The organism is Micromonospora sp. NPDC085948, assembly GCF_040686315.1.
Lineage (GTDB): Bacteria > Actinomycetota > Actinomycetes > Mycobacteriales > Micromonosporaceae > Micromonospora.
Map to the genome: position 1 here is coordinate 138,992 of NZ_JBFBJW010000009.1, position 12,225 is coordinate 151,216.

The 12,225-nt window shown below is 72.0% G+C and carries 11 protein-coding genes and 1 pseudogene; 7 read left to right on the plus strand and 5 right to left on the minus strand.

Features of this window, described 5'->3' with window-relative positions:
* Positions 1 to 55: 55 nt before the first annotated feature.
* The 4 genes from AB0O48_RS22855 to AB0O48_RS22870 all read left to right on the plus strand — a co-directional run bounded on the left by AB0O48_RS22855 (position 56) and on the right by AB0O48_RS22870 (position 5,477).
* The gene (locus AB0O48_RS22855) at positions 56 to 826 is read left to right on the plus strand and encodes a DUF5995 family protein (RefSeq protein ID WP_357255706.1); all 771 of its coding nucleotides are present in this window, start codon (positions 56 to 58) and stop codon (positions 824 to 826) included.
* A 374-nt stretch (positions 827 to 1,200) separates the two neighbouring features.
* The gene (locus AB0O48_RS22860) at positions 1,201 to 1,602 is read left to right on the plus strand and encodes a PH domain-containing protein (protein WP_365068201.1); all 402 of its coding nucleotides are present in this window, start codon (positions 1,201 to 1,203) and stop codon (positions 1,600 to 1,602) included.
* Between the two features lie 87 nt (positions 1,603 to 1,689).
* Entirely contained in the window at positions 1,690 to 3,786 is a 2,097-nt protein-coding gene (locus AB0O48_RS22865; protein ID WP_357255702.1) for an amino acid transporter, read from the plus strand.
* Positions 3,787 to 3,959: 173 nt separating this feature from the next.
* Entirely contained in the window at positions 3,960 to 5,477 is a 1,518-nt protein-coding gene (locus AB0O48_RS22870; protein ID WP_357255700.1) for a hypothetical protein, read from the plus strand.
* Between the two features lie 126 nt (positions 5,478 to 5,603).
* On the opposite strand, the gene AB0O48_RS22875 is transcribed toward AB0O48_RS22870, so the two are convergent.
* Complete coding sequence (locus AB0O48_RS22875) at positions 5,604 to 6,563, minus strand: TIGR03557 family F420-dependent LLM class oxidoreductase (RefSeq protein WP_357248822.1); 960 nt, start codon at positions 6,561 to 6,563, stop codon at positions 5,604 to 5,606.
* Positions 6,564 to 6,653: 90 nt separating this feature from the next.
* Positions 6,654 to 7,556 (minus strand): NAD(P)-binding domain-containing protein, encoded by a 903-nt coding sequence (locus AB0O48_RS22880; protein ID WP_365068206.1) that lies wholly within the window; start codon positions 7,554 to 7,556, stop codon positions 6,654 to 6,656.
* 96 nt (positions 7,557 to 7,652) lie between these two features.
* On the opposite strand from AB0O48_RS22880, the gene AB0O48_RS22885 reads away from it, so the two are divergent.
* Entirely contained in the window at positions 7,653 to 8,018 is a 366-nt protein-coding gene (locus AB0O48_RS22885; protein WP_357248828.1) for a helix-turn-helix domain-containing protein, read from the plus strand.
* 68 nt (positions 8,019 to 8,086) lie between these two features.
* Here the strand turns inward: AB0O48_RS22885 and AB0O48_RS22890 are convergent, their stop codons facing one another.
* On the minus strand, positions 8,087 to 8,293 hold the full coding sequence (locus AB0O48_RS22890) for a hypothetical protein (RefSeq protein WP_306271566.1): 207 nt from the start codon (positions 8,291 to 8,293) through the stop codon (positions 8,087 to 8,089).
* A gap of 253 nt (positions 8,294 to 8,546) precedes the next feature.
* On the opposite strand from AB0O48_RS22890, the gene AB0O48_RS22895 reads away from it, so the two are divergent.
* Both AB0O48_RS22895 and AB0O48_RS22900 read left to right on the plus strand, forming a co-directional pair.
* A complete protein-coding gene (locus tag AB0O48_RS22895; RefSeq protein ID WP_357572393.1) occupies positions 8,547 to 9,374 on the plus strand; it encodes a hypothetical protein in 828 nt (275 codons plus the stop codon).
* The gene (locus AB0O48_RS22900; RefSeq protein WP_365068212.1) at positions 9,371 to 10,120 is read left to right on the plus strand and encodes an Asp/Glu racemase; all 750 of its coding nucleotides are present in this window, start codon (positions 9,371 to 9,373) and stop codon (positions 10,118 to 10,120) included. The genes AB0O48_RS22895 and AB0O48_RS22900 overlap by 4 nt, the downstream gene beginning before the upstream one ends.
* 20 nt (positions 10,121 to 10,140) lie before the next feature.
* On the opposite strand, the gene AB0O48_RS22905 is transcribed toward AB0O48_RS22900, so the two are convergent.
* On the minus strand, positions 10,141 to 11,298 hold the full coding sequence (locus AB0O48_RS22905; RefSeq protein WP_357248836.1) for a low temperature requirement protein A: 1,158 nt from the start codon (positions 11,296 to 11,298) through the stop codon (positions 10,141 to 10,143).
* A 334-nt stretch (positions 11,299 to 11,632) separates the two neighbouring features.
* Positions 11,633 to 11,914 (minus strand): annotated as a pseudogene (locus AB0O48_RS22910) (hypothetical protein); the annotation flags it as partial.
* Between the last annotated feature and the right edge of the window lie 311 nt (positions 11,915 to 12,225).

The window sequence follows — 12,225 nt, forward strand, 5'->3', positions numbered from 1 at the left end:
GCTGGGCCGCGTCGACGACGGCGCGGGGGATGCCGCCGACCACTATGGAGGAGAGATGACCGCTCCGGTCTGGGGGCCCGTGCACCGGGACATCGTCGACCTGCTCGCCGACCATCCCGCGGACGTGCCGGCCGTGGTCGACCACCTCACCAAACTTCAGGACATGCTGGTGCGGCTTCCTCCGTTGGAGGCCAGTTGCCCGTTGGCCGACTTCAACAGGCTCTACCTGACCATCACCAGCAGTGTGCTGGACGGGCTGTACGAGGATCGTTTCATCGACCCGGCCTTCCTGTCCCGGCTGGACGTGGAGTTCGCCGCGCGGTATTTCGACGCGATGCGGCTCTGGACCGACTCCAGCCCGGGCACCCCGAAGGCGTGGTCGTGCCTCTTCGAGCGGATGCGTGGACCGGACGCCCGTCCGCTGCCGTCGGCGGCGGCGGGGGTCAACGCGCACATCAACTTCGACCTGCCCTTCGCGCTGGTGACCACGTTCGACCACCTGGAGTCGGAGCCGGTCGACGGCAGCGACCAGCACCACGACTACCTGGAGATCAACAAGATCTTCGCGGACAAGATCCCCGGTCTGCGCCGAGGCTATCTGGAGCAGTGGCAGCTGCTCATCGACATGCTCAACGGCGACATCGACGACTGGTACCAGGGGGAGCTGGTCGAGTACACCCGCAATGTCGCCTGGCGTAACGCGCAGAAGATCTGGCGGTGCCGGCACGATCCGGACGCCCGCGAATGTGAGCGCACGCGGTTGGACGACAACGCCGCGGCGCTCGGCCGGCTACTGCTGTCGCCCCTGGGGGCGTTTCTGCAGTAGCCGGGACGGGGGGTCCCCGCGTTCCGCCCCGTGGGGGGTGGCGGAGCGCGGGGGCGCGTCCCATCAGATTCGCCCACCCTCGGGTGGCCGGCCGCGGCCGGTCGACCCAGGGGTGCAGCCGGCCGGCTCCGGGGGGTGCCGACCGTCTGCCACCGTCGGCCGGCCCGGGGGGTGCCGGCCGGCGGTGGGGGAGGGCGTCGCGCTCGTCCCGCCGGTGGCGCATGTCGGGGGTGTCGGCGGGCGCTTAACGGGTACGCCCGCGCCATGACCGTCCTGGCCCGGCGCCGGCCCGCCGCCCGACCCCGGCCCGCGCGGCCCGGCCCGCTGCGGCCAGGTGGCCCGGTGCCGCGACCCACCGTCCGACCCGGTGCGCGATGACCGCTGCCGCGACGCGGTTCGCGTTCCGCTTCGATCCGCTGTTCCGCCCGGTGTTGGCGCTGCTGGGGGTTCGCCCGGCGACGGCCTGGGTCGCCGTCACCGACCGGGATGTGGTGATCCGGTACGGGCCGTGGCAGCTGCGGACCGACCGGGAGAACGTGACAGCCGTCGAGCTGAGCGGTCCGTACCGCTGGTGGCGGGTGATCGGGCCACACGTGTCGCTGGCCGACGGGGGCGCGAGCTTCGGCAGCAGCACGGCCGGCGGGATCTGCCTGCGCTTCGGCGTACCGGTGCCGGCAGTGGTGCCGGGCGGGCGGCCACGACATCCGGCGGCCACGGTGACCGTGGCCGACCCGCCCGCACTGGCCCGCCTGCTCGCCGTACCGGACCTGTCCTGAGCTGGCCATCCACCTGCCCGGTTCCGCCGGTCGGGTCCCGCGCCACCGCCTACCGTCGGATCAGGACCTGTGAGGGTGGGACTGGCGATGGGTGACGAGCACCGGGCGAAACCACGACGTTGGGGCGGACGCCGCCACGCGCCGACGGGGCCGGACCCGGCGCTGCGGGCGGCCCGCGATCCGGCCCGCCCGCACCGGGGTGGCCGGCCGGGTGTCGTGGTGCCCGAACGCGTGGCGACGGCGGCGCGGTCGGCGCCACCGGCCAGTCCACTGCGCCGGTGGCTCTTCCAGCACCAGGTGCAGCCGCCGGGCCCGGAGGCGGGCGAGGGACAGAACCGTCGGCACGCCTGGTGGCAGGTGATGTGCCTGACCGGCGTCGACTACTTCTCCACGCTGTCGTACCTGCCGGGCATCGCGGCGGTGGCGGCCGGTGCGCTGTCCCCGCTGGCGACCCTGCTGATCGTCGCGCTCACCCTGTTCGGGATGCTGCCGATGTACCGGCGGGTGGCCCAGGAGAGCCCGCACGGGCAGGGGTCGGTGGCGATGCTGGAGCGCCTGCTGCCGTTCTGGCGGGGCAAGATCTTCGTACTCGTGCTGCTCGGCTTCGTGGCCACCTCGTGGATCATCACGATCACCCTCTCCTCGGCGGACGCCACCGTGCACCTGTTGGAGAACCCGTACCTGCCCGACGCGCTGCACGGCCCCGCCGTCCCGGTCGTGGTCACCGTGGTGCTGCTGCTCATCCTCGGCGGGGTGTTCCTGCTCGGCTTCCGCGAGGCGGTGGTGGTGGCCATCCCGCTGGTCGCCGTCTTCCTCGTGCTCAACGCGGTGATCGTCGTGGTGGCCCTGGCCCGGATCGTCGACGACCCGGGCATCGTTTCGGACTGGACCGCCGCGCTGACCACGGGCGGCGGCGGGCCGGGTCACGTGCTGCTCACGGCCGTGCTGGCGTTCCCGCTGCTGGTGCTGGGCCTGTCCGGTTTCGAGACCGGGGTGAGCATGATGCCGCTGGTCCGGGCCGACGGGGCGGACAAGCAGGCCCGGCTCGCCGCCCGGATCCGCAACACACGCCGGTTGCTCACCACCGCCGCGCTGATCATGTCGGTCTACCTCGTCTCGACGACATTCGTGACCACGGCGCTCATCCCGCAGGAGGAGTTCCGGCCCGGAGGGGCGGCCAACGGCCGGGCCCTGGCGTTCCTGGCGCACGCCCAGCTGGGCGAGGCCTTCGGCACCGTCTACGACGTCAGCAGCGTGCTCATCCTCTGGTTCGCCGGCGCCTCGGCGATGGCCGGGCTGATCAACATCGTGCCGCGCTACCTGCCCTCGTACGGCATGGCACCGGAGTGGGCGCGGGCGGTGCGCCCGGTGGTGATCGTCTACACGGTGGTCAGCGTCGCCATCACGATCGCCTTCCGCGCCGACGTCAACGCTCAGGCCGGGGCGTACGCGACGGGCATCCTGGCGATGATGGTCTCCGGCGCGGTGGCGGTGACGATCTCCGCGGTCCGCCACCGCCAGCGCGGCGGAGCCGTCGGGTTCACACTGCTGACCCTGGTGCTGCTGTACGCGTTGCTGGAGAACGTCATCGAGCAGCCGGACGGGATCACCATCTCCGCGTTGTTCATCCTCGGCATCATCGTGGTCTCGTTGGTCTCCCGGGTCACCCGGACCACCGAACTGCGCGCCGAGCGGATCGAGTTCGACGAGCCGGCCCGGCGGTTCATCACCGAGTCGCTGGCCCACGACGGGCAGCTGCACCTGATCGCTAACAAGCGGCAGAGCGGATCGGTGAAGGAGTACACGATCAAGGAACGGGCGCAGCGGGGGATGAATCCGGTGCCCGGTGCGGCGGACGTGCTGTTCCTGGAGATCGACGTGGTCGACCCGTCGGAATTCAGCCAGGTGCTGCGGGTGCACGGGATCGAGGTGGGTGGCTTCCGGGTGTTGCGGGCCAGCAGCCCCGCCGTGCCCAACGCGATCGCCGCGATCCTGTTGGCCCTTCGCGACGCCACCGGGGTGCGGCCGCACGCGCACTTCGAGTGGTCGGAGGGGAGCCCGATCGCGCACCTGGCGCGCTATCTCATCCTCGGTCGCGGGGACACCCCGCCGGTGGTGCGGGAGATCATCCGGCGGACCGAGCGGGACCCGCTGCGTCGTCCCGGCATCCACGTCGGCGGGTGACCGACTGCCCGTTTGACGGGGTGGAAAGATGAATAGGGGCACTATTCACGTTCACACCTTCCTGTCCGTATTGCGGACCTATCGTGACGTTTGGCGGTCGACGCTACGTCGAGCCCCCCGCGCCCGGATCGGCGCGCGGTCACGTCTTGCAGGCAGGAAGGCAGGCACCTTTGATGTCCACGTACCACGGAGGAGACCGCGAGATCCGACCCAGACGCCGGTCCCGATGGTTCTTGGCCAGCGGGTTGCTGGCCGGAAGCCTGGTCGTGGGAGCGGCCGGCGTGACCGGCGTGGCCGTCGCGGCCGACCGTGACCTCTCCCTTCCCGGTCTGGGCCGGCTGAGCGCGGCGGCCGGCAGCGACGACGACCGCCGTGCCGGCGACCAGGGCGGGGCGCAGCGCGACCCGGACGACGCCGAACGGGGCACTGCCCCCAGCCCGGGCACCGGCAAGCGGGGCGTGGTGTCGGTGCCCTGCGACGCCGCGAAGCTGGTGGCGGCGCTCGTGACGGCCAACGCCGAGGGCGGCGCGGACCTGCGACTCGCGCCCAGGTGCCGCTACCTGCTCACCGAGGCGTTCCACGAGACCGACCAGTACGACGGCGGGATCCGCGACGCACGGGAGGCGGCCGACGCGGCGGAAACCCCCGGTGACGCCGATGCGCCGCCGCACAACCCGGCCGACGACACCGCTGGCCTGCCGGTGATCTACCAGGCCATCACGATCGACGGCGCCGGCGCCACCATCGCGCGCGACGCCCAGGCCGCGCCGTTCCGCTTCTTCACCGTCCGCGACGGCGGCGAGTTGACCCTGCGCGACGTGGAACTGCACAACGGCCGCTCGAACATCGAGGGCGGCAGCGTGCACGTGGTGCACGGGGCGACCGCCGTGGTGGAGCGGGTCACCGTCACGCAGAGCACCTCGCTGTCCCCCGAGGGCGGCGGCGGTGGGATCTTCAACGACGGCAACATGGTGGTCACCGACTCCACGTTCGTCGGCAACAGCGCCTCCGGCGCCGCGGGCAAGGGCGGGGGCCTGCTCAACGGTGGCGTGCTGACGCTGAAGCGCTCGGAGTTCCACCGCAACAGCGCCAACGCCTACGGCGGCGGGCTCGGCAACTACCGCGGTGCCGCCGACGTGGAGAGCGTCTCCTTCACCCAGAACAGCGCCGGCCAGGGTGGCGGGCTGGCCAGCTTCTCGGCCCGGACGAAGGTCTCCGACACCGAGCTGCTGAACAACACCGCGCAGGTCGGCGGCGGTGCCGCCAACTCCGACGCGGTGCTGGTGATGCGCACGATGACCATCCGTGGCAACACGTCCACCGTCAACGGCGGCGGTATCTCCACCGTGAAGGGCCTGACGCCGCTCGACGACAGCGTGGTCGACGGCAACACCACCCACGGCGTCGGCGCCGGCATCTACGCCGAGAAGGCGAACCTGCTGGTCCGCGGCAGCGACGTGACCCGCAACGAGGCGGTCGGCGCGGCGTCCAGCGGCGGTGGCATCTACGCGTCCGCGGGTTCGGTGGCGATCTACACCAGCAAGATCACCCACAACGCGTCGACGGTGAAGCCCGGTGGCATCTTCGCCGCCCACGCCCAGGTCAAGATCGACGACGAGAGCGTGGTCATCGAGAACGAGCCGACCAACTGCGAGGGCAGCGCGGTACCTGTCGCGCGCTGCTTCCGCTGAGCCGAACCGCGCACCCATCCGGAGCGCACAGCCGGCCGCCCGGACGATCGTGGTGATCGTCCGGGCGGCCGTCCGCTGTTTCGCCGTACCGCTGCGATCGTGCGGGCGGTGGCCGTGCCGGCGGCGTCAGGACATGGCACGCAGCCGGTCGGAGAGGGTGCCGGCGAAGAAGTCGAGGAAACCGTCCGGGTCGGGGCCGGCGTTCTGCAGGACGACGTGGTCGAAGCCGGCCTGAACGTACGACCGGACCTTCGCCACGTGCGGTTCCGGGTCGGGGCCGATGGCGAAGAGCTGGCGGATGTGTTTCTCCTCCACGTGCGCGCTGGCCGCGTCGAAGTTGACCGGGTTCGGCAGTTCGCTCATCACCTTCCAGCCGGTGACCATCCATCTGCTGGTCTGCAACACCGCCTGCACCGCCTGGTCCTCATCACTGGCCCAGGCCAACGGAACCTCGGCGTAGCGCGGGCCGGAGCCGCGGGCCCGACGGTAGTGATCGACGATCGAGGCGTCCGGCTCGGTGGCGAACAACCCGTCGCCCAACTCGGCGGCGAGCCGGGCCGACGCCTCGCCGCTGGCCGCCACCGCGATCACCGGCGGGGTGTCCGGCAGGTCGAAGATCCGGGCGTCCTCCAGGTGCAGGTGCCGGCCCTCGTAGGACTGGTAGCCGCCCTGCCAGAGCAGCCGGATGATCTCCAGCGCCTCGCGGAGCCGCTCGTGCCGGCCCCGGACGCTGGGGAAGCCCTGCCCGACCACGTGCTCGTTGAGTCGTTCGCCGGCCCCCACTCCGAGGGTGAACCGTCCGTCGGAGACCAGCGCCATGGTCGCTGCGGCCTGCGCGATGATCGCCGGGTGGTAGCGGACGGTCGGGCAGGTGACGCCGGTGGCCAGACGCAGGGTGCTGGTCTTGGCGGCGATGGCGCCGAGCACGCTCCAGGTGAACGACGAGTGGCCCTGCGCGTCCAGCCAGGGGTGGAAGTGGTCGCTCATCTCGACGAAGTCGAATCCAGCCTGTTCGGCCAGGACGGCCTGCCGGATGATCTCCTGGGGGCCGTAGCCCTCCGCGGCCAGCTTGTAGCCGATCTGCATGCCACGCTCCCGGTCTCGTCCGCCGACTGACGCGGGTCGGTTCCCGACCTCCGGGTCGGCAAACACCGACGACACCCACAGGCCAGCCTCCTAGGACGCCCTAGAGGGTGTGCGGCGCGTCAGCAGATCGACCAGGCCGGCCAGATCCTCCTCCCCGGCGCCCTCGGCCAGGCAACGGCGCATCAGCGCGAAGTAGGGGCTGAGCAGTTCCGCGCTGACACCCTGCTGCTCGGCGGTGCGCAGGAAGGTCGGCGTGCCGGCCACCTGCATGCCGAGAGTGGAGACGACATCCGTGGTGTAGTCGCCGCTGCGCAGGCGGTCGGCGGTCTGGTGCGCGGTCGGGGCCATGGCGACGAGCCAGTCCGCGAGCAGTGCGGCGAACGCCGCGGGATCGATGTCCTCCTCGCGGATCAGGGCGAAGGCGTGGGTGATCCCGGCGAACATGCCGTACATGGCGCTGAGCAGGGCCACGTCGTACAGGGCGGCGAAACCCGGGTCCTCGCCCACGAAGGTGGTGCCGGCCGGGACGCCGAGCGTCTCCCGGTGCCGGTCGAACAGTTCCCGCGAGCCGCTGTAGAAGACAAAGCCGCCCGCATCCGGTACGCCGATCATCGGCGGGACAGCCATGATCCCGCCGTCGAGGTAGCGGGCACCCCGCTCGTGTGCCCACGCGGCGCGGGCGCGGGCCTGGGCGGGGGTGCCGGTGGTCAGGTTGACCAGGTCCCGGCCGGTCAGATCCACGCCGGCCATCGCCTCGTCGACCGAGGTGTCGTGCAACAGGCAGACGACGACGAGGGTGTTCGCCGCGACCGCCTCGGCGGCGCTGGCCGCGACCCGAGCGCCCTCGCCGGCGAGGACGGTGGCGCGGGTCGGGGTGCGGTTCCAGACGGTGACCGGGTGACCGGCGACGAGCCAGGCACGGGCCAGCGCGGCGCCCATCGCGCCCAGCCCCAGCATCGTGACGGAGGTCTGCTCAACAGCGTTCGGTGTCATGCCGATTAGGCTGGCCAGAAGTCCTCCGGTGCTCAAGTACGCACTTCGGAGTGGGCGCTTACCCCCGGGTGAGCGAGGACGTCGGAAGGGGTGGTCATGACGACGCTGAACCGGCCGGGCGCACCAGACGGACACGTCTGCGGGATCGACGCCGCGATGGAGGTGATCGGCGGCAGGTGGAAGGTGCTGATCCTCTGGGCGCTGCACGAACACCCGTACCGCCGCTTCGGCGAACTGCGCCGACTGCTCCCGGGGATCTCCGAGAAGGTGCTGGCCTCGCACCTACGGGAGATGGAAGGGGACGGTGTCGTGCACCGCGTCTCCTACGACGAGGTGCCGCCCCGCGTCGAGTACTCGCTGACCGTGGACGGCACGCGACTCAACGAGGCGCTCGAGCCGCTGGCCGCCTGGGGGAGCGAGAGGCGCGTCGGCGCGTCAGCGAGCACCGTCTCCGACGGCTGAGCTACCCCCAGGCGGACACCGGCCCCGCGCCCCGGGGGTCGGGGGCGCGGGGCCGGTGCAGATCTGTCCTACTTGGAGGGCTCGGGCAGCTTGCAGTCGACCTTGGGGTTGGCGCCGATGTAGTTCAACGGCCCGGCCACGATGGTGACCAGGATGGTGCCGGCTTCGGCGCAGTTGGTGTCGTCGCCGCTGTAGTAGCCACGCTGGCCGGCGGCGACCGCGCCGATCACCAGCCAGATCACGACGATGACTCCGAGTATCGAGGTGCCGCGCATCGCTGCCTCCTGAAGGAAATGTGGTGGATCTGAGGTGCAGTCGTTGTACCCAATCGGGTCGTGCCGCTAACGGAGACCGGGACGAGGCCGCGCCGGATCCCCCATCCGGCCGAGGTCGATCGCCGTTGCGTACCGCCCGGGATCGGCCGCTCGCACGGGGTAACGCGAGTCGGCTATCGGATCGACGACCGATCCGGCACCCGTGCCGCTCGGCGGACGTAGAACTGCCTCACGGCCCCGCCGAGGAGGACTCATGGACGCCCCGACACCACCCCTGTACATCGACCGTCCCGAGGACGTCGCGGTCGCGGCCCGCGCGCTGGCTCGCGGCGCGGTCGTCGCGGCGGCGTTCGCCAACTTCTACGTCATCGTCACGCGTCCCGACGCGGCCACCGTCCGCCGGGTCAACCTGGCCAAGGGCCGACCCGCCGAGCAGGTCGGCAGCATCACCACCGCGATTGGCCGGATCCCCGGGATGTTCGACTGGACGCGGATCTCGCCGCGGCTGCCGGTCGGCCGGGTGCGGGCACTGATGGACAGCCTGTACGGCGCCGGGCCGTTCGGCTTCCGGGGGCCGGCGGCGGAGCGGCTGCCCGAGCACCTCACCCAGGTCGACCAGGGGCTGCGCACCACCCAGGTGATCGCGCCGGGCCTGACCTGCCCGTCCAACGTCTTCTTCGAGCGGGCGCTCGCCGAGACCGGATCGGACCACCTCTACATCACCTCGGCGAACCGCTCCCGGCATCTCACCGGCGCGGCCGAGGAACCGGCGCACTGGAAGGCCGTGGCTCTCGCCGCCGACTTCGCCCACCTCGACGACCTGGTGGTGCTCGCCCACCGGGACGAGTCGGCGGCCCGCGCCGCGTACCCGGGCTACCTCACCACCTCCGTCACCCTGCTCTCCTTCCACGCGTCGGACGGCGAACTCGAGGAGCCGCCGGTGCTCACCGTGGACCGGCACGGATCGCTGCACCTGGATGACGTCCGCCGCGCCGCCGCGCCGCTCGGGTTGCAGGTGCGCCTGGGTGGCACCGCCGCGCGACGACTGCAGGTCCGCGCGTACGCCGGGGCGCTGGTGTGAGCGGTTACCGCGTCGGCCTGGTGGTGCCCAGTTCGAACACCACCATGGAGACCGAGATCCCGGCCATGCTGCGCCGCCGCGAGACCGTCGACCCGACGGTCCGATTCACCACGCACGCCAGCCGGGTACGCCTGCGTCAGGTGACCCCCGACGAGTTGGCCCGGATGAACCGCTCCGCTCTCCGCTGCGCCGCCGAGCTGGCCGACGCCCGCTGCGACGTCCTCGCGTACGCCTGCCTGGTGGCGGTGATGTGCGAGGGGCCCGGCGCGCACGAACGGGCCGAGCGGCGGCTGGGCCGGGCGGCCGGTCGCGCCGGGCACGACATGCCGGTGGTGAGCAGCGCGGGGGCGCTGGTCGCCGGGCTGCACGCGTTGGGTGCCCGTCGGGTGGCCCTGATCGCGCCGTACCTGCCGCCGTTGACCGCGACCGTCGTCGCCTATTTGGCCTCGCACGGCGTGCAGGTGACCGAGGCGGTGAGCCTGAGCGAGCCGGACAACGTCGCGGTGGGGCGCGTCCCCACCGCTCACCTGGTCGAGCTGGCGCAGCGGCTGGACGTGACCGACGTGGACGCGGTGGTCCTGTCCGCCTGCGTGCAGCTGCCGTCGTTGGCGGCGGTGCCGCGGGTGGAGGCCCGACTCGGCCGTCCGGTGCTCACCGCGGCCACCGCCACCGTGCACCAGCTGCTCACCAGGCTGGGTGTCGAACCGTACGTGCCGGACGCCGGACGGCTGCTCGCCGGGGCCTGAGTGGGGGGGCGGCGGCCGGTTCAGTGCGGTGGAGAGGGGGCCTCGGGTGGTTTGCCGTAGCTACGCCGGAAGTCCGCGTAGGCCACTCCGATCAGCACCAGCAGGGCACCGAGAGAGGCGAACACCGGTGGCAGGTACAACACGGCGGGCGCGATGGTCAGCAGCGCCAGCACACCACCGGGGCGGGACAGCGACACCCGGCTGAACACCTCGTACTCGAAGGAGGCCCGGCCGGCCAGGAAGAGGGCCGGGCCACCGAGGATCACCGCCGCCCAGGCCGGCGGCGTCCGTCCGGTCGACTCGTGCAGCACGAGGTCGAACCCGGTCGCCGTGGTCACCACCCCGGCCACCATCAGCAGATGGGTGTACGGGGCGGTGAACAGGAACTTGCTGGGTGACCCGGACCCCTTGATGGCCATCGGCAGCAGCTGACCGGACTTGTGCACGTAGATCCGCCAGAGCAGCAGGGTGGTCAGGAACGCCACCGCGAACACCCCGATGTTCTGCGCCTCGGTGTGCGCCGCGCTGAACATGGTGCCGATGGTCAGGATGGCGTCGCCGAGCGCGATGATGAAGAACTGCTGGTAGCGCTCGGAGAGATGCTCCGCGGTGACGTTGCGCTGGGGCTCGGGCACCACCCCGAGCCCCGGCACCGGGTACGCGAGCCGGAAGCCGACGTAGTCGATGGCGAGCGCGAGCGCCCAGCACGCCAGGCGGGCGTCGTCGCTGACGAACGCGCCGATGAGCCACGGGATCGCGGACACCGCGAACCAGATGAAGATGCGTGCCGCGCGGCGCTGGGTCTGCGGTTCGCGGCGGACGGCCGGCATCAGGAACAGCCCGCGCCCGAGGTGGATCGCCACGTAGGTGCCGGCGAACGCGAGCCCACGGTCGCCGAACGCCTCCGGGATCGCCGCGGTCATCAGCAGCGCGCCGAACATCACGGCGCTGATCAGCAGCTTGATCTCGGTGCGTTCCGGGTTGTACAGGTCGGTGACCAGGGTGGTGATCACCCACGTCCACCACACGGCGGCCAGCAGGATCAGCGCCTGTCCGGCCCGGTGCCAGTCGAGTTGGTCGACCATGCCCCGGGAGATGAGCGCCAGGGCGACCACGTACACCAGGTCGAAGAAGAGTTCGAGGAGGGTCACCCGGCGCGGGGCCTCCGGATCACGCACCGGAGGACGACGGGACCGCGGGGACCCGGGCTCCGGCGCGGCGTGGTGCACGGGCTACTCCTGCGGAACCGGTCGGCTCGACGGACCCGTCCGGCCCACCTGAACGGACGGTAACGAGCGGTCGGCAGCCCGGCCGCGAATTCGCCGTGCGTCCCCCAACCGGGGGTGATCCACTCGGCTTCCGGGAAGCCGGGGTGTCCGGGTCGGTTGGCCCGGTCTTCTGAATCCCGAGTCGATCACGCCGGCGGCTGGGTCCGTGGTGAACTGACCTCGACGGCCGAACCCCCGGCCTACCGTCGCGTCGGACGGTGGACCGGGGGCTCGATGTCGCGCGTCAGGACGGGTTGCCGCCCGGGAGTACGGCGGCCATCTCGTCGCCGGCACCGGCGAGTACGCGCGCCTGCTGCGGCCAGGTGGCCAGCGCGGATGCGGCGCGCAGGCCGGCGGCCCGGATCAGGTCACGCAGCGCCGCCTCGTCCAGCGCACCGAGTTGGACGTACGTGCGCACACCGGCGTCCTGCAACGCCGCCGCCATCTTCGGCCCGATCCCCTGGATCCGGCGGAAGTCGTCGGCCGGTCCGGAGTCCGTGTCGCTGGCAGCGGCCGGGACGACCGGAGGAGTCTCGGCCACGGGCGGTACGACCGCAGGCACGGCCGCCGCCGCCGCCGGCACCGACTCCGGCTCGGCGTCCGCGTCCGTCGGAGCTGCTTCCACGCCGCCGGCGTCCGACGGGTCGGTGTGCGGCGCGTCGGCGTTCACCGGCGTCGGCACCGCGGCCTCGGCCGCCACACCGTCGGCCGGCCTGGTCGCGATCGGCTCGTCGAGCGGGCTGACGGCGGTCGGTTCGTCGGCCGGGCTCGCCGCATCGTCGGTCGCGGTCGGCTCGTCCGCCAGGCTGGCCTTGGTCGCCGCATCGTCGGCCGGGT